The organism is Halomonas sp. HL-93 (genome assembly GCF_900086985.1).
GTDB lineage: Bacteria > Pseudomonadota > Gammaproteobacteria > Pseudomonadales > Halomonadaceae > Vreelandella.
Genome location: NZ_LT593974.1, coordinates 2,186,463 through 2,209,621, shown reverse-complemented (window position 1 = coordinate 2,209,621; position 23,159 = coordinate 2,186,463). Strand labels below are relative to the sequence as shown.

Annotated in this window: 20 protein-coding genes, 1 tRNA gene and 1 other RNA gene; 8 read left to right on the top strand and 14 right to left on the bottom strand. The window is 49.0% G+C overall.

The features are described 5' to 3' along the window. Positions 1-22 precede the first annotated feature (22 nt). From GA0071314_RS10240 to betI, 4 genes are all read right to left on the bottom strand, one after another. Positions 23-2,515: an acyl-CoA dehydrogenase gene (locus GA0071314_RS10240; RefSeq protein WP_074396546.1), complete on the bottom strand. Its 2,493-nt coding sequence runs from the start codon at positions 2,513-2,515 to the stop codon at positions 23-25. A 175-nt stretch (positions 2,516-2,690) separates the two neighbouring features. Next, the gene (gene betA / locus GA0071314_RS10235; protein WP_074396545.1) at positions 2,691-4,364 is read right to left on the bottom strand and encodes a choline dehydrogenase; all 1,674 of its coding nucleotides are present in this window, start codon (positions 4,362-4,364) and stop codon (positions 2,691-2,693) included. Positions 4,365-4,423: 59 nt separating this feature from the next. After that, the gene (gene betB / locus GA0071314_RS10230; RefSeq protein ID WP_074396544.1) at positions 4,424-5,893 is read right to left on the bottom strand and encodes a betaine-aldehyde dehydrogenase; all 1,470 of its coding nucleotides are present in this window, start codon (positions 5,891-5,893) and stop codon (positions 4,424-4,426) included. Positions 5,894-5,903: 10 nt separating this feature from the next. Further along, a complete protein-coding gene (gene betI / locus GA0071314_RS10225; protein WP_074396543.1) occupies positions 5,904-6,512 on the bottom strand; it encodes a transcriptional regulator BetI in 609 nt (202 codons plus the stop codon). A gap of 201 nt (positions 6,513-6,713) precedes the next feature. Here betI and GA0071314_RS10220 point away from each other — a divergent pair, with 201 nt between their 5' ends. The 3 genes from GA0071314_RS10220 to ffs all read left to right on the top strand — a co-directional run bounded on the left by GA0071314_RS10220 (position 6,714) and on the right by ffs (position 7,956). Next, complete coding sequence (locus GA0071314_RS10220; RefSeq protein ID WP_074396542.1) at positions 6,714-7,649, top strand: choline ABC transporter substrate-binding protein; 936 nt, start codon at positions 6,714-6,716, stop codon at positions 7,647-7,649. 87 nt (positions 7,650-7,736) lie between these two features. Continuing rightward, positions 7,737-7,813: transfer RNA gene (locus GA0071314_RS10215), tRNA-Met, on the top strand. A 46-nt stretch (positions 7,814-7,859) separates the two neighbouring features. Then, positions 7,860-7,956, top strand: an RNA gene (gene ffs / locus GA0071314_RS10210) — signal recognition particle sRNA small type. Between the two features lie 164 nt (positions 7,957-8,120). Here ffs and GA0071314_RS10205 read toward each other — a convergent pair. Further along, positions 8,121-9,113 carry an IS30 family transposase gene (locus GA0071314_RS10205; RefSeq protein WP_074394883.1) on the bottom strand — a complete coding sequence of 331 codons (993 nt, stop codon included), beginning with the start codon at positions 9,111-9,113 and terminating at the stop codon, positions 8,121-8,123. Positions 9,114-9,537: 424 nt separating this feature from the next. Between GA0071314_RS10205 and GA0071314_RS10200 the strand changes: the two genes are divergently transcribed. From GA0071314_RS10200 to GA0071314_RS10190, 3 genes are all read left to right on the top strand, one after another. After that, the gene (locus GA0071314_RS10200) at positions 9,538-10,422 is read left to right on the top strand and encodes a site-specific integrase (RefSeq protein ID WP_156524108.1); all 885 of its coding nucleotides are present in this window, start codon (positions 9,538-9,540) and stop codon (positions 10,420-10,422) included. 680 nt (positions 10,423-11,102) lie between these two features. After that, positions 11,103-12,548 (top strand): hypothetical protein, encoded by a 1,446-nt coding sequence (locus GA0071314_RS10195; RefSeq protein ID WP_074396540.1) that lies wholly within the window; start codon positions 11,103-11,105, stop codon positions 12,546-12,548. Positions 12,549-13,152: 604 nt separating this feature from the next. Next, entirely contained in the window at positions 13,153-13,746 is a 594-nt protein-coding gene (locus tag GA0071314_RS10190; protein ID WP_074396539.1) for a hypothetical protein, read from the top strand. Positions 13,747-13,788: 42 nt separating this feature from the next. Here the strand turns inward: GA0071314_RS10190 and GA0071314_RS10185 are convergent, their stop codons facing one another. The 3 genes from GA0071314_RS10185 to GA0071314_RS10180 all read right to left on the bottom strand — a co-directional run bounded on the left by GA0071314_RS10185 (position 13,789) and on the right by GA0071314_RS10180 (position 15,618). Next, positions 13,789-14,670 (bottom strand): FRG domain-containing protein, encoded by an 882-nt coding sequence (locus GA0071314_RS10185; protein WP_074396538.1) that lies wholly within the window; start codon positions 14,668-14,670, stop codon positions 13,789-13,791. Between the two features lie 20 nt (positions 14,671-14,690). Next, a complete protein-coding gene (locus tag GA0071314_RS19340) occupies positions 14,691-15,212 on the bottom strand; it encodes a hypothetical protein (RefSeq protein WP_156524107.1) in 522 nt (173 codons plus the stop codon). Between the two features lie 133 nt (positions 15,213-15,345). Continuing rightward, positions 15,346-15,618 carry a recombinase family protein gene (locus GA0071314_RS10180; protein ID WP_269449409.1) on the bottom strand — a complete coding sequence of 91 codons (273 nt, stop codon included), beginning with the start codon at positions 15,616-15,618 and terminating at the stop codon, positions 15,346-15,348. A gap of 927 nt (positions 15,619-16,545) precedes the next feature. On the opposite strand from GA0071314_RS10180, the gene GA0071314_RS10170 reads away from it, so the two are divergent. Continuing rightward, positions 16,546-16,914, top strand: coding sequence for a TnsA endonuclease N-terminal domain-containing protein (locus GA0071314_RS10170; RefSeq protein ID WP_074396537.1), 369 nt, complete (start codon positions 16,546-16,548; stop codon positions 16,912-16,914). On the opposite strand, the gene GA0071314_RS10165 is transcribed toward GA0071314_RS10170, so the two are convergent. From GA0071314_RS10165 to GA0071314_RS10140, 6 genes are all read right to left on the bottom strand, one after another. Then, entirely contained in the window at positions 16,897-17,703 is an 807-nt protein-coding gene (locus GA0071314_RS10165) for an SDR family NAD(P)-dependent oxidoreductase (protein ID WP_074396536.1), read from the bottom strand. The two genes, GA0071314_RS10170 and GA0071314_RS10165, sit on opposite strands and share 18 nt — an antisense overlap. 67 nt (positions 17,704-17,770) lie before the next feature. Further along, positions 17,771-18,622, bottom strand: coding sequence for a fumarylacetoacetate hydrolase family protein (locus GA0071314_RS10160; RefSeq protein WP_074396535.1), 852 nt, complete (start codon positions 18,620-18,622; stop codon positions 17,771-17,773). An 80-nt stretch (positions 18,623-18,702) separates the two neighbouring features. Then, complete coding sequence (locus GA0071314_RS10155; protein WP_082934235.1) at positions 18,703-18,822, bottom strand: SDR family oxidoreductase; 120 nt, start codon at positions 18,820-18,822, stop codon at positions 18,703-18,705. Between the two features lie 251 nt (positions 18,823-19,073). Next, positions 19,074-19,865, bottom strand: a complete 792-nt coding sequence (locus GA0071314_RS10150; protein WP_074396534.1) for an ATP-binding cassette domain-containing protein — start codon at positions 19,863-19,865, stop codon at positions 19,074-19,076. 68 nt (positions 19,866-19,933) lie between these two features. Further along, positions 19,934-20,875: an ABC transporter substrate-binding protein gene (locus GA0071314_RS10145; protein ID WP_074396533.1), complete on the bottom strand. Its 942-nt coding sequence runs from the start codon at positions 20,873-20,875 to the stop codon at positions 19,934-19,936. 32 nt (positions 20,876-20,907) lie between these two features. After that, positions 20,908-21,930, bottom strand: a complete 1,023-nt coding sequence (locus GA0071314_RS10140; protein ID WP_074396532.1) for an ABC transporter permease — start codon at positions 21,928-21,930, stop codon at positions 20,908-20,910. Positions 21,931-22,065: 135 nt separating this feature from the next. On the opposite strand from GA0071314_RS10140, the gene GA0071314_RS10135 reads away from it, so the two are divergent. Beyond that, a complete protein-coding gene (locus GA0071314_RS10135; RefSeq protein WP_074396531.1) occupies positions 22,066-22,968 on the top strand; it encodes a GntR family transcriptional regulator in 903 nt (300 codons plus the stop codon). The last annotated feature ends 191 nt before the right edge of the window (positions 22,969-23,159 follow it).

The window sequence follows — 23,159 nt, the reverse complement described above, 5'->3', positions numbered from 1 at the left end:
AGTTGCAAGACTGCGCAAGCCGCTATTTGACGCTGGTTTCCGCCTTGTCGGCTTTGTTGTCAGCCGCGGGCTTAGCGTTATGGTCGATTAGCGTCGACTTATTCTTGGCAAAAGCGTCGTAGGCAAAATCATCCACAGTGAGCATTTCAAGCACTTCAGCCTCGAATTCGCGCATAAACTGAGCATCCTCTTCGCTAATCAGCGCTTTCTCTAGCGCCGCTTCGACACGTGCTTCAGGATGTAGCGCCGTTTGCGGAAGTTCACCTTTGGCGTAGGCTTTGTTGACCGTGCGATAAAGGGCTTCTGCGCGGTCATAGTCCACCAGCAGTGCGTTGTAGCGCGCTAACGGGTTGGGCTGCTCGCCGTCGTCCTTATCCCAGGTGTTTTCCAGCAGTTTGCTGCGCAATGCGCTGTGCGTCGAAACACGCTGGGCGATATCCCGTGCAAAGTCGTCATGGGGCTTGTCCCAGCGACGACCTGTTGGCATGACGATCACTTTAAGTGTTTTGCCCAGTGCGCGATTGGGTAGATTATCGAAAATCTCGACAAAAGCTTGCTCAGCACGCTGGAGCAGGAAGCGGCAACTGTAGTGCAGTAGGGCTTCTTCGCCTTCTACCTTAGTGCCCGACTGCCACTGCTTAAGCACCATGGAAGCGAGGTAAAGATTGGAAAGCACATCGCCTAAGCGTGCGGAAAGCATTTCGCGCTTTTTCAAAGCCGAGCCAAGGCTTGCCATGGCAGCATCGGCGCATAGGCCAAAGCCGGCTGAGAGACGCGCGATGTCCTGGGCATAGACAGTGGCGGGGCCATCGAACGGCACGTTGGGTTTGCCGATGCCAAAGCCGAGTGTGAAAGCGCGCGCCGCGTTACCAAAGATTAACCCAGCGTGACTGAAAAACGCCTTGTCGAACGCTTTGATATCATTGGCGTCTTTGGCAGCCAGCTCTTCGAGCACGTAGGGATGGCAGCGAATTGCGCCCTGACCAAAGATCATCAAATTGCGGGTCATGATGTTGGCGCCTTCCACGGTGATTGCCACCGGGTTGGCGCTGTAGCCTATCCCTAAGTAGTTGCGCGGGCCAAGCGTGACCGCCTTGCCACCGTGTACGTCCATGGCGTCGGCCAGAATGTCGCGCTGGAATTCGGTCAGCTGGCTTTTCAGAATCGCCGAGGGGACCGCAGGCTTTTCGCCATGATCGATCAGATTGGCGGTTTGATACACCGTCGCCTGAGCGATGTAGCCCAGCGCTGCCATGCGCGCCAGGGGTTCCTGAACGCCTTCCATTTCCGCCACGGGGACGTTGAACTGGCGACGCACGCGAGTAAAGCCCCCGCTCCAGCCCAGTGCATAGCGCGCCGTGCCGGTGGCACCCGAGGGCAGGGTGATGCAGCGGCCGATGGAAAGGCACTCAACCAGCATGCGCCACCCTTGGCCGATCATATCCGGGCCACCGATAATGGTATCCAGCGGCACAAAAACATCGTTGCCGATAATCGGGCCGTTCATAAACGGGCTGCCAATCGGGTGGTGACGGCGGCCAATGTCCATGCCGTCGGTATCGCGGGGAATCAACGCCAGCGTAATACCGCGGTCTTCTTCATCGCCGAGCAGGTTGTCTGGGTCAAACAGACGAAACGCAAGTCCGACCACGGTGGCAATGGGTGCCAGGGTGATCCAGCGTTTTTCAAAGTTAAGCCGCAGGCCTAAGACTTCTTTGCCGTCGACCATCTGCTTGCACACCACACCGGTATCCGGCAGCGAGGTGGCGTCTGAACCAGCACGCGGGCCCGTCAAGCCAAAGCAGGGGATTTCACGGCCATCGGATAAGCGCGGCAGGTAGTGATCTTTTTGCTCTTGCGTACCGTACTTGAGCAATAGTTCGCCTGGGCCTAGCGAGTTGGGGACGCCGACGGTGACCATTAGCGTCTCGTTGGCTGATAACTTTTGTAGCACCATCGACTGTGCTTTGGCAGAGAAACCCAGCCCACCGTACTCCTTCGGAATAATCATGCCGAAGAAGCCTTCTTTTTTCAGGTAATCCCACAGCTGCTGGGGTAAATCTGCGCGTTCAATGGTGATGTCCCATGCGTTACACATGCCAGCGGCTTTAGCGCACTGGTTGTCTAGGAAGGCTTGCTCATCTTCACGCAGGCCGTCGTCTTTATAGTTGAGCAGCTTGTTCCACTGGGGCTTGCCGGAAAACAGCTCGCCGTCCCAAGCGACGGTGCCCGCTTCCAGAGCGGTGCGCTCCGTATCGGAAACCTTGGGAGCGACTTTTTTGAACATCGCAAACACCCGTGGGGTGAGCCATTGGCGGCGCAATGCGGGTAAGCCCGCTACTGCTACAGCGGCAGCGCCCAATAGAAGCAGTACGCCGATAACACTGGCATCTACCAGTAGGCCAACCAGGCCAAGTACGCCAAGCACGGCTAGGGCTGCTGGTGCGCCCGCCTCGCGGCGCATCACCACAAGCAGGCCGATAATGGCCAGCACAATCAGTAGTAGGGTGAGCATAAAGCCTCTCCATGTTAGGGGTAGTGCGGTATGATTCGTTTACATATTTAAACGGATGTTTGAATATTGGCAGACCTGTGCCATCCAGTGCAAGTATTTCGGTGCCTTTTTGCGGGTATAAAAAAACGCCGCAGCGAGGCTGCGACGTTTTAGAGTTTTACCCTCAGGGCTTGGTTCAGTGTTGTTTGGAAGGGGCACCGTTGGCAACGTAATAATCGACGTCAGCACGGGGCAGCGGCTCGCGCCCACGGATTCGGTCGGCGATTTTTTCCGCCAACATAATAGTGGGTGCGTTGAGGTTGCCGGTGGGGATGACAGGGAATAATGATGCGTCAACGACGCGCAGACCCTCGAGTCCATGTACTCGCCCTTGGCCGTCAGTCACTGCCATTATGTCATCGCCCATTCGACAGCTGCCGCAGGGGTGGTAGGCCGTTTCCGCGTGCTGTTTGACGAACTTGTCCAGCTCTTCGTCGCTTTGCACGTTTGGGCCTGGTGCAATCTCGCGGCCACGGTATGGGTCAAACGCCGGTTGGGCGATGATATCGCGCGTCAAGCGAATGGCGTCGCGGAATTCTTGCCAGTCTTTGTCTTTCGCCATGTAGTTAAACAAAATACTGGGCGCTGCGTGGGGATCTTTTGATGTCAGTCGGATACGCCCACGGCTTTCCGAACGCATGGACCCAACGTGGGCCTGAAAGCCGTGGGCCTGTACCGCGCTTTTGCCGTTATAGCTGATGGCGATGGGCAAAAAGTGGTACTGGAGGTTGGGCCATTCTTCTTCATCGCGGCTGCGAATGAAACCACAGGATTCAAACTGGTTGCTGGCACCTACGCCAGTGCCTTTGAACAGCCACTCGGCGCCTATCTTGGGCTGGTTGTACCATTTGAGCGCCGGGTAGAGTGAAATAGGCTCTTTGCACTCGTACTGGATGTACATTTCCAGGTGATCCTGGAGATTTTCACCCACCCCGGGCAGGTCGTGCACGACGGGGATATCCAGTTCGCGGAGCAGCTCGGGATCACCAACGCCTGAACGCTGAAGAATTTGCGGTGAGGCAATGGCACCACCGCAGAGCAGCACTTCACGGCGAGCGTAGGCCTGCTGTTTTTCGCCTTTCTTTTCGTAACGAACGCCTACAGCACGCTTGCCTTCAAACTCGATTACATCGGTTACCGCGTGGGTTTCGATGGTCAGGTTTTCGCGCTGCTTGGCAGTATCCAGGTAGCCACGGGCAGTTGACGCACGCCGACCGTTGGGCGTCACGAAGCGGTCCATGGGGCCAAAGCCCTCCTGCTGGTAGCCATTGACGTCCTCGGTTTCCGGGTAACCTGCCTGCTTGCCGGCTTCGATAAAGGTGCGATACAGCGGGTTATTGCCAGCTTTTGGCGTAGTTACACTCACCGGACCGTCACCGCCGTGGTAATCGTTTGGCCCGATGTCGCGGGTTTCGCTTTTCTTGAAGTAGGGCAGACAGCTTAGGTAGTCCCAGTCTTCAAGACCCGGCTGCTTGGCCCAGTTGTCATAATCCAGCGCGTTGCCGCGGATATAGCACATGCCATTGATCAGCGAAGAGCCACCCAGACCCTTGCCGCGACCGCATTCCATACGGCGGCCGTCCATATGCGGTTCCGGGTCGGTTTCAAACGCCCAGTTATAGCGCTTGCCCTGCAGCGGATAGGCCAGTGCAGCAGGCATTTGGGTGCGAAAATCAAAGCGATAATCCGGCCCTCCGGCTTCGAGCAGCAGGACGCTCACGGCGCTGTCTTCGGTGAGCCGAGTCGCGAGCACATTGCCCGCCGAGCCTGCACCGATAATGATGTAATCAAATTCGCGTGGTTGAGACATCAGTGTTTCTCTCATCAAGATGGTAATCAGCTAAGTGTTTGAGAGTGTTGATTCAGGAGTTAAAACACTGACTCAAACGGCCCCATCTCGATCTGTACTGACTTGGTCTGGGTATAGTGATTTAGCGTCTCAACCCCGTTTTCGCGACCAATGCCTGACTCTTTGTAGCCGCCTACCGGCATTTCGGACGGAGATTCACCCCAGGTGTTGACCCAGCAGATCCCCGCTTCCAGCTGATGAATCACGCGGTGCGCACGGTTCAGGCTTTCGCTGAAGACACCGGCGGCCAGACCATACTTGGTATCGTTGGCGCGGCGAATGACTTCCGCTTCGTCATCAAAGGCGAGCACTGACATCACCGGGCCGAAGATTTCTTCGCGAACGATGCGCATGTCGTCGGTGCAATCGGTGAACACGGTGGGTGCAGCCCACGCGCCATTAGCGTAGCTGCCAGTGTTCCAGTCATCGCCGCCTATCAGCACGCGTGCGCCTTGCTCTTTGCCAAGGGCAATATAAGACAGCACTTTTTCCTGGTGCTCAAAGCTGACCAGCGGGCCAAAGTTGACGTTTGGGTCCATGGGGTCGCCCGCTTTAATACGCTTAACACGCTCGACCAGCTTGGCCTCAAAGGCCTCTTTGGCGCTGCGCTCGACAAATACCCGCGTGCCGTTGGTGCAGATTTGGCCGGAGGAGTAGAAGTTGGCCATCATAGCCGCATCGGCGGCGCGGTCGAGGTCGGCATCGGCGAACACGATTAATGGTGACTTGCCGCCGAGCTCCATGGTCACATCTTTAAGTGTCGAGCCAGCGGCCGCTGACATCACCTTCTTGCCGGTTCCCGCTTCACCAGTAAATGATATTTTGTCGATGCCTTCGTGCTCCGTCATCATCGCGCCCACGCGGCCGTCACCCTGTACAACATTGAAAACGCCATTGGGTAATCCGGCTTCGGTGAAAATTTCCGCAAGCTTCAGGGCCGTCAGCGGGGTGACCTCGCTGGGCTTAAAGACAATGGCATTACCTGCCGCTAGCGCAGGCGCCGCCTTCCAGCAGGCAATTTGAATCGGGTAGTTCCAGGCGCCAATCGCCCCAATCACTCCCAGTGGCTCGCGACGGGTGTACACAAACGAGCTATCACGCAGGGGTATCTGGCTGCCCTCAATAGCGGGGGCCAAGCCTGCGTAATACTCCAGTGCATCCGCGCCTGTGACAATATCGACGCTTGCGGTTTCGCTAATCGGCTTGCCGGTATTGCGGGTTTCTAGCTCAGCCAATTCGTCATTACGCTCACGCAGAAGCGCTACGGCGCGCAACAGAATGCGCGAGCGTTCCATACCAGTCATGGCAGCCCATTCACGCTGGCCACGCTTTGCGGCTCCAACCGCGCTGTCGACGTCGGCTTGGCTCGCTTGACCTACCGTTGCCAGCAGGCTGCCATCAAAAGGATTGGTGATGGTGAAGGTTTCGCCTGATGTGGCATCAACCGGGTGACCATTAATAAATAGGGGCTGTATGTCTTGAGCGGCCATGGTGGTCTCCTTAATTAGATTCGGCAATGGATGCCTGCTGTTGGCACCCATGGTGAGCAAGTAATTGGTCAAGATAGGTGTGGGCCAGGTAACGGGCCTCTTCAGCGTCTAAGCCTTCCGGCGCGAGCGCACCGCGAAGCCATAGACCGTCGATCATCGCGGCCAAACCCCGTGCTGCATTGCGGGCCTCTGGCCGGGGCATCACACGGCTAAACTGGTGGCATAAATTAGCATAAAGGCGGCGGTCGTTTACGTACTGCAAGCGCAGCAACATGGGTTTGTGCATGCTGCTTGCCCAAAAGGCGAGCCAGGTTTTGGCAGCCGGCCCGGTGACCTGAGTGCGGTCGAAGTTACCTTCAATGATCGCCCCAATGTGCGCGCGGGGAGATTCATCTTCTAATGCGCAGCGGCGGACATAAACGGCGTGGTTTAAGTCCGTTAAGATTTGCCGCATGGTGGCTTCCAGTAGGCCATCCTTGCCACCAAAATAGTGGCTGATAATGCCTGCTGAAACCCCCGCATGGCGGGCAATTCGCATGACAGTGGTTTCTGCTAATCCGACCTCATCAATGGCCGCCATGGTGGCTTTAATTAACTGCTGGCGGCGTATTGGTTCCATTCCCACCTTAGGCACAGCTTTCACTCCTCACGTTGAATGCCTATTCATCCCCTCAACTTGAAAAACAGAGGTAGGCATGATTACCTAGATATAGTCGCATTTTTTTATTGAACGTTCAATCAATAAAAAGATGTTGCTTCTACCTACCAGGGCGTAAACGTCGGGTGGGTGTTCGACAACTTGATTAAAAGGGGATACTGCATGAAGGGAACACGTTTAGGCATGATGGGCGCGATGGTCGTAACGGCGGGTCTGCCTTCCCTAGCGATGGCCAACGAGTGCAGCACCGTTCGCTTTGCTGAGGTAGGCTGGACCGATATTACTGCAACCACGGCGCTTGCCAGTGAAGTATTGGAAGGCATGGGTTATGAGACGCGCGTAGATACGGTATCGGTACCGATTGCCTATTCTGGCATGGAAAACGGTGACTTTGATGTCTTTCTAGGTAACTGGATGCCGTCGATGGCGTCTATCAGCGACCCCTATACCGAAAAAGGTAGCGTGGACCGATTGACCGCCAACCTTGAAGGCGCTAAATACACCCTCGCAGTCCCGCAGTATGTTTACGACGCGGGCGTTACCTCGGTTGAGGACTTGGCCGAGCATGCGGACAAGTTTGACAACGATTTGCATGGCATTGAAGCGGGTAACGACGGCAATGAGTTGATTCAACAAATGATCGATGACGATGCCTTCGACCTTGGCGATTGGGAAGTGGTTGATTCCAGTGAAGCCGGCATGTTGGCCGAGCTGAGTGCACGGGTGCCTGACGAAGAGTGGATGGTGTTCCTGGGTTGGGAACCACACCCCATGAACACTAACTTCGACATGGCTTATCTGGAAGGTGCAGGCGATTACTTTGGGCCGGACCTGGGTGGTGCCACGGTATATACCAATACGCGTGGCGGCTACGTTGAAGAGTGTCCCAACGTCGGTGAACTACTCGACAATATGACGTTCACGCTCGAGATGGAAAACCAGCTGATGGGCGAAATCATGGACGACGGGGAAGACCCACGTGATGCAGCGCGTGCATATCTCAAGGAAAACGATGATCTGCTAGGCGAATGGTTAGCTGGCGTTGAAACCATCGATGGTGAGCCTGCTGAAGAAGCTGTGCGTAACGCACTTCAATAAGCCTCAGTGATAGTTGAAGGCAGGCCGGTTCTCGGCTTGCCTTTTGCCGTTAAGGTAGGCACAATACGTCTCCGCTGATGTCAGAAAGGCTACGTAGCTCAGTTGGTTAGAGCACATCACTCATAATGATGGGGTCCCCTGTTCAAATCAGGGCGTAGCCACCACTCAGCGTAGCTAGACTCGTAAACGAGTCAGCCGTAATGGTGGCCCCTTAGGTCCTCCCGCAACGCTAAACTGCAAACCCCGCCAGGCCCGGAAGGGAGCAACGGTAGTGGTGGATGCGTGTGCCGGGATGTGGCTTTTGGGGCCGCCTCCATTTTTGGTAAGCAATTGAAAGAGCTTGGAAATTTCACCTTCTGCGTCTTAGTGATACAGAATGGTGGTACAAATGAGCTCACCCTACCTCTTCAAATCTCGCCATGGTATTTACTACTTTCGTCTAGTTATTCCTTTCTCGCTTCGGGCCTGAATTCAACTAATAAGTGCAGCACCCGCGGTTTCTAGCGCTCCTGAATATTCTCCTAAGAACACCTGGGCTGGGGTTCGGTATCCCAGCCGCTTTCTGGGTCTATCGTTCAGCTTGTGAACAACGCGTCGCAGCTCTACATTAGTCACCTTCCGGAAGTCTGTACCTTTCGGAAAATACTGCCTGATCAGGCCGTTGGTGTTCTCGTTTGTCCCACGTTGGCCTGAGCAGTAAGGATCACAGAAATACACGGAGGCGCTAACCGCTTTTGCGACCGTCTCGTGGTCTGCAAACTCCGAGCCATTGTCTAGCGTGATCGTCTTCACCGCGCCCCGACGAGGCTTAAGTAACCGAACCATGGCTTTCTGCGTTAGTTCTGCCGTTACCTTTGGAAGACGTGCCGCCAACAAGTAGCCACTTCGTCGCTCTACCAACGTCACTATCCCCGCTTGCTTGTGCCCATAAAGCACCGTGTCGCCTTCCCAGTGACCGATGGTGAGGCGTCTTTCGATAGCAGGCGGCCGATGCTCTATCCCCACACGCTTAGGAATCTTGCCTAGTCCTGCGCTTTTGGCATTGGCACGATGTTTACTGCGACGCTTGGGCTGGCGGAGGTGTCGCCACAAATCGCCACCCTTGGCCTTATCGTCCCAGATCAACGAATAGACCCATTGATGACTCACCCCTATACCCGTCAACGGCGCCATAAAACCGCTAATCTGCTCTGGACTCCATTCTTCCCTAAGCCTGTCAGCTACGGCATTGATCAGGCTAGGGAGTCGCTTTGTCCACTTCCAAGCAGAGCGGCGTCTCTGATCGCTGTAACGCTGCGCTTTTGCGGGTTCATATCCCTTGGCACCTGAATTACGTCTCAGCTCACGGCTCACGGTACTGCTGTGAATGCCAAGCTGTTGAGCAATCTGACGTTGGCTCACCCCTACATCCCTGTGGGCAAAAATTTGATATCGTTGTGCCTGGGTCAGTTGTCGGTATCCCATACTCTGCTTCACTTTGGTCGGTAAGGCGGAGAGGGTACCGCTGCTGGCCCTCCTGCCTCTACCGTATGATCCAAAGTGCTGCAGTTATTCTATGAATTCAGGGGCAGAGATTGGGAAGACGGAGTTAAGACGATCCCTCAAAACGAGAAGCAAACGAGATGCTTTGTTGAAGGCGGCTAAATTGCTGCTGGAGGCTCAAGAGCTATTGGGTAGTACACAGGGTAGGGAAACGGTTATCGCCCTTGATGTGGGCCTTTTAGGCGCTTCTCGACCTCCCTTGATACCTTCTGATACTTCATCAAGTCTCGCCACGTCTATTCCCACGCTATCTCAATTCTTTGAATCCTATCGTCAGTTTCAGCTAGTCTAAGGTGTTAGCTTAAAGACGCTAGACGACAAAGAAGCCGTTATTCGTCTGTTACTGTTGATTTGCCAAGATAAGAGAATTGATTGCTACTCCATAGACGATGCGAAGCTATTCCGAGAGAAAGCTTTACAACTCCCTCCCTTAGCGCTTCGTACTTTAAAAAATCATCCTAATAAAGCCCTTTCAGACTTGATTGATTGCGGTGGCCCTACTATCAGTATTACAACTTATAACAACTATATTAAAAATTTAGCTACAATATTTTCTTACGCTCAAAAAGAAGGAATATTGAATAGCAATCCATTTGCTAGTATGAGAATCAAGAATCCTGTACGAATTAACTCATATCGTGATGTATTTACTCCTAGTGACGTGGCTTTGATATTCGAAAAAACAAACTATTATAGAGAGTCTAAGCAGGATTTTAAGTATTGGTTGCCTAGATTGGCTTATTATACTGGTGCCCGTTTGAATGAGCTATGTCAGCTATGCAAGAAAGATATAAAAATAGTAAATGATGTGCCATGCATCCACATACAAGCAGCTTCACCAAATCAAAGATTAAAGAACCATTCTTCTGAGCGAGTTATACCTTTACATAGCAAGCTTATAGAGTTTGGTTTAAATGAATGGTTAGAGAAACATGAAACTCAAATATTTCCAATGCTTAGTTATTCTGATAAACATGGATATTCAGCTACACCAAGTCGATGGTTTGGAAGATTTAAAGCTGATGTGGGTCTGTGTGGTGATGGGTCTGGAAGGAAAGATTTTCATAGTTTTAGGCATACAGTAGCCGATGAGTTGAAGCAGAAAGGAGTAAGCGAAAACTTAATAGGTGGGATTCTTGGGCATACAACAGGTGGGATAACTAATACGCGCTACGGAAAAGACTTTAAGCCTGAAGTGTTGAAACCAGTAATTGAGTTGCTTGAGCACTGAAATTAGCTTTTGCAATCATCGGTACTGCTTTGCTCATGTATAGCTATTTTCTGTTTTATGGGAATGCTCAATAGGGTGGTTCACTGTCATCGTTTTGGTGGCTATCGGATGCTATGAGATATCTACCACACATGATTCATGTTACATAAAGATACAAACTTGACTTGAGAGCAGCACCTGTGGCTTAATGTTTCTAGTACCCCAAAGCTGAATATCCGAACCGGGCATCCTTTTATAGGATTTGTTTCCCAGCTCTTTTTTGTGTCTGAAGATTGAATACAAGCATTACTGAATTACACAGTGATATGTTCAGTGTGGGCACAGCCAGGTGTTCAATAAACTTATAAGTAGTTATAGGAAATTGATACCCACACCAATATAACCCAACAACAGAAATGACCAAGGAGGATTTTATTGAAATAAATATAATATGATAAGCATAAGAAAAATTGTTTTACGAGAAGAAAATAAAAAACAGAAATACTAGACGCTGAGATATAATTTTCTTTCTTGTTGTTTGTTGGAAATATTTATAACTTTTTTCAACAGTGGACATTTTTGCTTATAGATCTATAAGGGTTTTTGTCCACCTTTGATATATCAACCTAAGCTAGAAACTCTCACACTTTCGTACAGAACGGTGGGAAGATCCAATGTAAAAAATAACTGAGGAAAATTAAATGACTGATACTGTATGTGTTGCAAGTGCCCTTATGGGCGCTGGAAAGACTCGAGGATTCATTGAAAAAATCAACCCTGAAGATAACATAATACTTGCGGTGCCTACGATTAAGCTTGGTGATGATATAGTAATAGCTATGGAAGAAGCAGGTGTCATCTATGAGGTTTTTAACTCTGAAGACAATTATCTGGGCTCTACAAATAGCCGAATAGAAAAAGTTCTAATAGAAGGTCGAGAAGGGTGTGTTCTGGTTGTTACACAAAAAGCTCTTGCTATGCTTAACACTGATCTCTTGACTGGCTGGATAGTTGTTTGTGATGAAGTGCCTAACTTGAGCAACTGTAAATTTTCTAGGGAAATACCACCCAGTACCTATGAAAGACTTTTTGAAGGGCTAGTTCAAGACCATGAAGATGGAACCGTAACTATACGAGATGGTGTTCCAGATTCAGTGCTACTTGAAGAGCTTAAGAAATCTACTTTAGCTGGTATTGAATCTGCTGAAATGATGTTTAGTGGGTTGTTAGAGAGGAAGGCTTTTGTAAAACTTTTAAAGAATAGAAAAGGGTATATAATCACTATTGCTGATTACATTGATTATGCCAATATTATTAAGTCCTGCATTTCATTTCATGTGATGGGCAATAGTGTTGAAAAGAGTCTTTTCTATCAGTTTGTGAAGGTAAGAGGGTATAAGATTAATAGGTCAGAGTATGCTCCAGATTCTTTTAAGTATAAATCAACTGTGACATTGGCTCCATTATTCAATACTAACAAGATTAGTCGTGAGAAGATGGAGTTAAAAGAAGACGGCACCAAATCTTTAAAATTTGATGAAACCTGTATAGGCTGGAAAGGAATTAAGAAGGCAATCGAATATCACCAGGGTAAACGTATATTGGTGCAGTGCTTTTCTTGGATGAAGAAGTTTCCTTTTAGTAACTATATTAACGCTACAGTAACGTCATTTGATTCTCGTGGATTGAACGTATATAGGGATACTCACCATCGTACAGTGAACATTATTCATGGTAACCCTATTCCAATTTTAAAACCTTTACATACAAAAATGCTTGCAATGATGGGCGTAGATATTGAAGTTGGTAGGGCTGCTATTGAGCATGAGAGCTTTATTGAACCAATGGCACAGCACATTGCACGCACTTCCATTCGTAACGGCATTGAAGGAGAACGTATCGTTGTGGTGCTTCCTACAATAGATGTGGCGAAAAAGATTGAAGAGGCACTCCAAATAAATTGTGAGCTTGATCTTTCCATTATGCTTGATATTCCTGAGAAGGCACCAACTCCAGCGAAAATGAAGAATGCAGAGCGTGACCAAGAGATTCGGGAATTGAGTGAAAAAAATACACATAAAGTGATTGCCGAAAAATATGGGATTACTACTAAGACCGTACAAAGAGCGCTGAAAAAGGCAGCGTGAGACCTTATGAAAAATTATTGGGAATTAATCTCTCAGGGAATATATACTGGTCGAAGAGTAGTGAGCATATCTTTATAAGTACACCAAATAACAAAGACCAAGCACCGACAGGAGCTTTTACTATGTAATATAGAGAAAATAAACCAACAATATTAATTTAGAAACTATTGAGTTGAATGTCTAACCACAACCAATATATTCCGCTAATTGAAATTAAAATAAACGGCGATGGCGCCAAAGCTTCCTAGCACTAGGCGCTGAGGAATTCATTTCAAGCTAGACTTTCGTCTATTGTGTACTGGTCTAGCCTGAGCAACATAATGATAGGTGTCGGCCTCGTTATAGATTTACTCTTTTCGCGTCTAAAACAAAAAAAGGAACCAACTAAATTGCTAATTATCCTTAAATATTGGCGGAGAAACTGGGATCGCAATCGAAAAACATAAAACGCTTTAAAATCAGACGCTTGTTTATTAAAACCACATCCCAATGTAGCGGTTTTCTGTAATAGGATAAACAGCTGGTGATGAAAAGAAAGCAAAAGTGTTCTATTATAATTTGAAATTAATTATTTCTATTAAAATTCGTAACGAATGAGGAAAAAATGGAAATTGTGAATGAGCCAAACTCAATGATAATTAAACACACTTTTAAATATTTTTTAAATAGGTATAAAAAAAAGAGGCGTATATTTTTGTTAGAGGAGCTATCAAAAGCTGGTTTTACGAAAGAAAGCCCCGAAATTAAAAAAGATGAATTTATTGCGGCTTTTATCGCTACTGAAGATGCTTTAAAAAGGAGCTCATCAAAAAATAAGATCATGACACTTTCCAATATGTTAGTATATGGTGTTGAGTCGGGAAAACTTTTTGAAAACCCCAGTTCTTATCATGAAATATTATCTATAGTTGATGATCTTTCTGATCGGGAAATTATTATACTCTACTATCTTTACGACTATAGCAATAACAATAAAAGTTCTTGTATAAAAACTGAACCAAAAAACATGGCAACCTATATAGCTGGAAAAATGAACTGCGACGTAGAACTTAGTTCGGCTCTTTTAACAAGGTTAGAGAGAACTGGGCTACTGAGTATTGCTCACGGTTTCTCAGGGGCAAAAAGTCATGAACTTTCTGCTTTAGCAAGAGATTTAAAGGAATGGGTTGAATTCCAAATTGATCAAGGCCATATATAAATAATAACACATAAAATATTAATTATATGTATTGCTACATTGCTATTTTAACTTAATCTCTCTTAATTCTTGGTCTAAGTCTTCAAGTAACATGGCTTCAGTCGCGTGTTTCGCCGCACCATCAAAGCCAGGGAAAAGGGTCGCAACTGTTACTCCCAGTCTTTCAAGATGTTGCATTAATTCTTTTGCTTCTGAAAGAGGGAGAAGGTGTCGTTTAAGATAAATACGGGATAACCTGTGGTTATTTATGTCGAGATTATTTAATTCAAAACCTTTAATTAACGTGAACATGCCCTTTTGGGCTGCTAGGTTCTTACTGGTTGAGCCAGGAGCTTTTCTGATTGTGAAAGTATCCTCAAAAGAACCTGCTGCAATGCTATCAAGTTCAACAATGCTCACCATCCAAGTTGATAAGTCCGCTTCGTCATCTTGTCTGATTCGTTCGTTCAAAGCCTGAGAGACAGTGAAGTAGCAAGCAACCAAGGGAGAGCTAGTCCAATCCAAGAGTCGCGTAGGTACACCATGATGTTGGGCTTGTGCTAGGAACCTGAAAACGGAATCTTGATCTGTGGGCCATAAACTTGGAAATTTAAATAGATCAACTTCTCGGCCTTGGCTATTCTGACCTATTGGCTCCCGAAGGAAGTCTCTCAGTTCGCTACTATCGCCAGCAACTTGAAGTCCTGCATCGTCACAGGCATTTACGAACCAATACAGGTATGTAATTTCCTTAAATGTTTTTGCGTCTCCACCATAGATAGCTTCCAGTTTTCTAGAGGTTTTGGCTCTAACAATAGACGGACTGAGTGTGTGGCGATGGTAGCCGAGTCCTCTATAAACAAGACCTGGGTGCTTTTCAGTTACGAAATGCTGAAGAAGGCTTGATGCTGAATGATATACAATTTCGTCAATTTCATCCCACATAATTTTTATAACCCATCCATTTAAATTCTTTCTAATTCATTCAAATGCCAGTTACCATTTTCGAAACCAATCTCACACTTAAAACTAGCGAGTATTGATAATCCCTTTGCATTACGAGTACGTAAAGAAGGAAAAACTACAGCAAAATCTTTTTCTAACTCAGTTTCCCATGTATAACCAGGCTCCCATTCAGCATTATCAGGGTCATTTAAATATTGTATCAAAAAATGTCTACACGCTGCCCTTGCACCAAGGGAGCTAGGTAAAATATTATCGCGGTCATCAGCAGAGTTCCTATTGAAAGGTTCTTTGAAATGTTCTATATCTCTGCCAGAGTTTTTGCTAGCTATTTCTGCATGGCTGTTAGCGTCATTATCTTTATCTGAATCATTCATAAAGTAAAAAGCTAATATTGCTAAAAAAACCATAGTAAGCGCTTTCTTACCCTGATTTTTGTTTGTTTGTGGGACTCCGCATTGAGGACACAAAGCAGCCTTACTGCTAATTTCTGAAAGGCATTCTTTACATGTTACCAAAGCCATAAAATAGTTTTCCTCTATATTTTCTAAAAGCATCAGCTACATTTAATGCCAAAGTAAAATAATTACTCCACCACAAAAGTGAGGGCAATAAATAAAGGTATCATACTATAGTCATAAATCCCTTTGGTGTATTCTACACTACAACTTCCTTGGCTATCCGACAGGCTCGCTTTACGGATGCTGTCGAAATGTCGAAATGTTCAGCAGTAGCTTTGATGCTGGCGCTATTCTCCTGACGCCATTGAGCTACATCCTCATCGTTGATGGTCTTCTTCCTACCCAGCGCTTTGCCTTTAGCCTTGGCCCGCTTGATGCCAGTCAGTTGGCGTTCTTTGATGTTTGAACGTTCAAGCTCAGCCATAGCAGTAAGCATAGTCAGCATTGCCTTACCTATCGGCGTACTCACTTGAGCACGCCTCACTAAGGCTGATTGGGACAAGCTGAAAGCTGCTATACAGAGCGCGGGTCTTCGTGTGGTCTCTCTTGATCTGCCAACTAGCTATGTAGCTATGACCGTAAGCGCTAGCGATGACTTCACAGGAAGGATGTTGGATGCTGTTAATTCGATGCTCATGGAAATGCTAGCGGCCGTTGCCCGCAAGGATTATGACGACCGGCGAAGAAGACAGGCTGAAGAAATCGAAAAGGCGAAGGCTCAAGGTGCTTACAAGGGAAGACCTATAGATGCTGTTCTACATCAGAAAATACGAGAGCTTCGAGAGAAAGGTTTTAGCATTCGCTAGACAGCTGATCTTGCTGGTTGTGGCGTTTCGACTGTTCAGCGCGCTCTCAAGGCTTGAGTATCAAAATGTGCTTATGTATGTGTCTGCCAAGGAAATATGAATTCTAGAAAAAATTATATAGCAAGTAAGCATTTGCATAGGGCTGTGCTATGTCAGAGCTCTATGCGCTCACTATGCCAAAAGCTCAAAATCTGCCCGTGTGCTTGTTCCTACCCGTATCGTTATCGAGGGAGGGTGCTTGAAATCTCTGATATGAGTCCAGTGGTCTACAACAAGCCCTTAGAATTTCTAGTGGACGGTTCGAAAGGCATGAATTTTGGTACACATTGGTGATACAAAATGGATAATTCTGGGTACAATATGGGCAGCGTGCTGGGAAGTGCACGCTAACAAGTGAAGGCTGAAATTTCTTTGTAAATCAATTGCCAAGGCACTCGGAATGATACTCGGTAGTGGTGGATGCGTGTGCCGGGATGTGGCTTTTGGGGCCGCCTCCATTTATGTCGTTTTCAATGCTAGTTGGCATAATTCTCAAAAAACCTGTCATAAGCTACCTTTTATGTAATTAAACTACATATAAGGGTGGTGCCATGTACCGCCGCAAGCTCCGCCACTCCCGCGTCAAAAATCTCTACAAGTTCGCTAGTGCCAAAAACGGCAATGTCCTAACCGTCGAATGGACTTTGGAATTCGATGCATGCTTTCACTTTGAATATTCGGATGACATTCAGTCTTTTGAAGCCCAGCCTATGGGGTTTCACTACAACTACGAAGCCAAAACCCTTCCCTATACCCCAGATTTTCGCTTAATTAATGCTTCAGGCGTTGCTACCTTTGTCGAAATCAAGCCTGCTCGCTTTTTTTTAAAACCTGAAATTATGCAACGTTTTGCCGCTAAAAGAGAGGCTGCTAAAAGCCTGGATTCTTGGGCAATTGTCCAATTATCTCGGCGGCAATAGCGAATGCCACTCAGCCTTTGGCCCGACTCCATAACCCAAGGTTGCGCCGCCTTCGACGTGAATGTCCTGACCCGTGATAAAAGAGGCTTCATTGCTGGCCAGAAAAGCCACGACCGATGCAATCTCTTCCGAGGTAGCAGTTCGGCCGAGAAGGTGCGAGTAATCCTGATTGATCCGGGCTTTTTCGGAGTTCTCGCTATTAGCCAGCCACTTTTCGAGAAGCGGTGTAGATACGCCCGCCGGGCAGACGGCATTTACCCTGACGCCTTCCATCGCGCAATCAATAGCCAGGGAGCGTGTGAGCGCGATGACGCCACCTTTGGTGGCACTGTATACGGGATTATTCTGTTGTCCGGACACACCGGTCATTGACGCCATGTTGACAATGTTTCCTTTCCTTTTGCGAAGCTCGGGCAGAGCAAGCTTGCAACCGAACACGACGCCTTTCAGGTTGATGTCGCAGAGCCGGTTCCAGTCCTCCTCGGAGACATCGTCTAGCCTCTTTGGAAGAATAACGCCCGCGTTGTTTACCAGTATATCCAGTTGCCCGAAATGGCGGACAGTTTTATCAATGAGTGATTGAAGGTCCGCCAGATTCGATACGTCAGTTTTTACTGCTATGGCTTCACTGCCCATGTCCTTTATCTTTTGTGTGGTAGTTTGCGCTGCGGCGTAATCAATATCGGAGACGACAACCTGAGCACCTTCCTTTGCAAAAGACAATGCCGTTGCCCGTCCAATGCCGTTGCCGGCACCTGTAACAATAGCTGTTTTATGGATCAACTTCATAATTACTATACTCCATTAGCCGGACACAACTAGGTTGACATAGGGCGCACGCAACATGAATGAGGCCCTAGATCAGGTCCGCAGATCGCGTTACTTGTTGCTGTTCACCAAGCCCGGAAATGCCCAGGCGCATTGTCTGGCCCGGCTGCAGATAAGCTGGAGGCTTTTGGCCGAGGCCTACGCCCGGAGGTGTTCCGGTAGAAATGACGTCGCCGGGCTGCAGGCTCATGAACCGGCTCAGGTAGCTGATCAGAAAGGGAATCTGGTAAACCATGGTGCGTGTATTGCCGTCCTGGTAGCGGTACCCGTCCACTTCCAGCCAAAGATCGAGGTCATGAGGGTTCTGGATTTCCTCAGGAGTAACAAGCCACGGGCCCAACGGGCCAAAGGTGTCGCACCCCTTGCCCTTGTCCCAACTGCCGCTGCGTTCAAGCTGGAATTCTCGTTCGGAAATGTCATTGATTACACAATAGCCGGCAACATGGTTTAGTGCTTCTGCTTCTTCGATGTAAGAGCCACCTCGACCAATGACAACACCCAACTCGACTTCCCAATCCGTTTTTTGTGAACCCCTGGGAATGATGACGTCGTCATTGGGTCCGCATACTGAGCTGGTCCATTTGCTGAAGACGACGGGCTCGGGCGGCAACTCTGCACCTGTTTCAGCGGCATGATCCGAATAGTTCAATCCGATGCAGATAAACTTACCGATGGATCCGACGCAGGGGCCGATTCGCACTGACTGATCCACCCTGGGTAAGCTGTCAATTTCGATGCCAGCCAGTTTGGCCAGATTGTCTGGGTCAATGTATTGTTTTGCCAGGTCGGGCAGGTGGGCTGAAACATCACGAATGTTCCCCTCGGTATCTAACAGCCCGGGCTTTTCTTGGCCTGGATCCCCATAGCGAAGTAATTTCATAGCTGTAACACTCTTTCTTTAAAGCCTTGGATATTGGTAGCAGTCGGTTACTGCAAGGCACCGTCAGTTGCAATCGGGAATCATGTCAGCCAGCCGCCATCAATCACATGAACACTCCCGGTGGTGTAGGCGGACTCGTCTGCGGCCAAATAGGTAGCCAACGCCGCAATCTCCCTGGCGCTGCCAATGCGACCCACCACTTTTCAGAGCCTCTGCCAGGGGCACGGCATCTTCAACATGTTCAACTGCAAGTACCGGCATGACCGGATTTGATCGAGCTAGAATATCTTTGACATTAAGACTTATAATTTTTCAACTTGTCGTTTCTGAATTTGATTGATTGTGCCTTGATCTTAAAGCCTATCAACATGGCGAGTTTCCGCCATCGGCAAGGCATTCCACTGAGTATTCGTCTGAATCAGAAGCTCCTTAAACCTTGATAATCTGCAATCTACTGCAGCGCAACATCCGCCTTCGGCGACCAGGTGTCGGGCAATTTTCCTTTGATGATCAGGCTTAGTACATCATCCTTCGTGACGTCCTCGATGTCATGCAGTCCCACTTTTTCTCCCCTGTTCATGACCATGACACGGTCACAAAGGTCGAACACGTCGTGTATGTCGTGGCAGACCAGGAATATCCCGATACCCTGGCTTTTGAGCTCCTTTACCAGATCCGAAACCATCGCTGTTTCCGAAGGGCCCAACGCGGCTGTCGGCTCATCCATTATCAATATCTTGACGTTGAAGTAGATCGCACGGGCAATCGCAATTACCTGGCGCTGTCCACCGGAAAGGCTGGACACCGGATCCTGCAAGTTCTTGAAGTTTGGGTTGAGTCTGTGGAGGACCTTGCTTGACTCTTCCAGCATACGTCTGTCATCAAGATTGCCGAACAACGTCTTGAGCTCCCGGCCCAGAAAAAAATTGGATGGGGTGTCCAGGTGGTTCGCTAATGCCAGAGTCTGATATATGGTTTCGATGCCGAGAGCACGGGCATCGTGCGGTGACTTGATGTCAACTTTTTCACCTTTGATACGAATGGTGCCTTCATTAGGGCTCATGGCGCCAGACAGGATACGCATGAGGCAGGACTTGCCTGCACCATTGTGGCCCAATACTCCAACAACCTCTCCAGCATTGAGATTTACAGATACGTCATTGACCGCTTGGACACCGCCGAAAAGCTTTTCAATATGCTCCATTTCGACGAGCGGTGTTTCTTGTTGGTGGGGCATTCTCATGGACTAACTCCGATTAACGCTATAAGGCACCTGATGCGCCGAAAGGCGTATCAGGTGCGACACAGCTATTAGTACAGCACGTTCTGAGCTTCTGGATCGTCGATGTTATCCTGGGTTACCAAAACAACACCTGTATCAATGGATTCCTCGACCGAATCGCCATTCATTAATTCAATGACGGTTTGCACGCCCTGTTCACCCATCTGAAACGAACCTTGAACGGCAATGGCGTTCAAGGTACCGTCCCGGATGAAGTCCTGCAGGTCTTCGCTGCCGTCGAAACCGAATGCTACGAGATTTCCGGCTTTGCCAGACTCTTCCAGTGCGCGGCCCATACCTACTGCTGTAGGCTCATTGGCACCAAAAATGCCTACCAGGTCGTCATTCGCAGCCAGAACATCCGTGGTCTGGTTTAATGCAGTTCCCATCTGCGATTTTGAGTAGTGAGGGCCGACAATTTCCAAATCAGAATTTGCGTCCAGATAGTCGGTGAAGCAACCTACACGCCCAACTTCAGAACCAGCCCCGGCAACGTAAGACATGACGGCCACCTTGCCGCTTGTGCCAACCTCATCAATCATGTTTTCTGCGACCAATTCACCTGCGGCGCAGTTGTCAGTGGACAAAAATGCCTGATAGCTACCGTCGGCTGAGTCATCCAATTCCGAATCGATGATTACGACAGGAATGCCGTTTTCATACGCGCGCGTAACCGCGGGCGCCAGTGCCTCGGGATCGGACGGGGCTAGAACAATGCCGGAGACTCCACGATTCACCGCGTTATCCACCAGATTAACCTGGTCGGAGATAGCAGTTTCGGATGCAGGGCCATTAAAGGTGTAGCTGTGTTCTGATTGGTCAGCCAGCGCCTCTGCGGCTCCTCTGTCAACGTTCTGCCAGTAATTTGAGTTGGTCGTCTTGACGATAACGGCAATCTCTCCAGCAAACGCCGGCATTGATACGAGAGACAGTGTTACCGCTGTGACTAGGACTTTCAGAGACGTTTTCATTGTTGTTCTCCACTATTGGTTGAAAATGTATCTCACCGCCGGTTTCGCATCTGGTCGATATATACGGCCAGAATGACCACGAAACCGATGATGATCTGCTGGATGAAGGCTGAAACGCCGGACATATTGAGGCCATTGCGCAAGATGCCGATGATAAATGCGCCTATCATCGTGCCTCCAATATTGCCAATGCCGCCCATCAGCGAAGCGCCGCCGATGACAGCAGCGGCGATGGCATCCAATTCATACATGATTCCCTCGTTGGGCTGTGCCGTTCCCAGCCGGGACATTAGAACCATGCCTGCCAAACCTGCCAGCGCTCCGGAGAGCGTGTAGGCGATTATTTTGGTCTTGTCGACCATTACACCCGAGAGGCGTGCAGCCTCCTCATTAGAGCCGGTCGCGTAGATATGTTTTCCTGTGGCCCGACGGCGAAGCAAATAGGCCGCCATCACTGCGACAATCAATAGCAGGATCGCAGGGTAGGGTATGCCGGGGAAAACGACGCTGGGTAAACCGTTCGGGCCTTGTTCTACAATGCGAAAAAGCCTTCCGTTACCTAGAACCGAGAATGACTCACCCAGGCGGGAAACTGGGGCGGCGCCAGTCAACTCAAGCGCAAGGCCCCGTGCCATCATCATCATGCCCAGGGTTGCGACAAAAGGTGTAATTCGCATTTTGGTAATGACGAGGCCATTGATTAATCCGCAAAGTGCCCCTACAAGCACGCCGAGCAACATGGCTGGCAGAACGGGCATTCCTGATTTCACCAACAAGCCTGCAGAGGTGCCGGCCAGAGCAAGTGTGGAACCGACGCTAAGGTCTATGCCTCCGGTGATGATTACGAGGGTCAAGCCTATTCCCAGCATGCCAATCACGGCAGTCTGCAACAGGATCGTCATCGAATTGTTAACCGTGAAGAATGCAGGACTCGCCATTGAGAAAACGATGACCAGAATCAGGACAGTTAACACCGCTGAAATCCTGTGGAAGCCACCTTTGGACAGCTTGAACGATGCCCCTCGCGCTCGTAAATGAGCGAGATATTCAACCATGGTGTTCTCCTTGAATGGTTTTTTATTATTTAATACGGGCAGTATTGCTTGAGGGTTTTAGATGTGTCAATGGTTTTTTATTAATTGTAGACTGAACGGGTAGACCTTCACACAAGTGAACTTTTAAGGCTAGCTATGGCACGTACTGATGAACGCTTTCGCGAAGCGTATAACGCGCTTTTGTCCATCTGTTCTTCCATGCCGAAGAACGAGTCACTTCCATCTGAGGCGGAGCTGTCAAAGAAACTGGGTGTAAGCAGGACGGTGATCCGTTCAGCACTCTCTCGGTTGAGCGATGTTGGAATTATCCATTGGGATGGTCGCGACAAACGCGTGATGCGTGAACTGGACGATAGCGACTATATCGAAGTGCCGTCGGAAACCATCAGCGGTGATGAGCTGGAACGTCAGTTCCTGAATTGGATCCTCCGGTTTGATGTACCCCCTGGTACCCCATTGAATGCTTCTGAATTATGCCGACGCTTCAATGTGCCGCCACACGCCCTGCATGAGTTCTTGGCGTCACTCAGCCGGTTTGGTTTGGTGGCGCGTCGGCAAAGAGGCGGGTGGCAGTTGCTGGGCTTTACACGTGACTATGCGCTGGAGTTGTTCGAACTGCGAACGATGATCGAGTTGAACGCAATCTCGCGCTTGGTGGCCTTGCCAGAGGAGCACCCTATCTGGCCTCAACTGGATGATCTGAAATGTGAGCATCAGGAGTTGGCGGAGCAAATTGACAAACGCTATAACGATTTTTCAGTTCTAGATGAGCGCTTCCATAACGCTATCTATAAAGTGAACCACAACCGCTTTATCGTGGAGTTACAAAGGATCATCGCCTTGGTTTTCTATTATCACTACCAATGGGACAAGAGTGATGAACGTGAACGCAATGAAGCGGCAATCCAAGAGCATCTTGAGCTGATCGAGGCAATTCAGAGTCGCGATGAGTCGGCAGCTCTGAGTGCCGCTCGTAAACACCTGAACACCTCAAAAAAGACATTGCTATTGTCGCTCAAGATCCACAATCACCTGTAGGGGCGGTGTTGTAACGCCAAGGCACAGTGCTGCATCCAGGCAGCGATTGTTGACAGCGCATTTTTTTCTGTGCTAAAAGGTTTTTAATAATTAAAAACTTTTTCGCGCAAGGCTTTGAACTCTGCACAGTTTCAGAATTACACCGCGTCACTAGGGTTGGTCAGTACCCAGCACCACTACAACATTGGAGA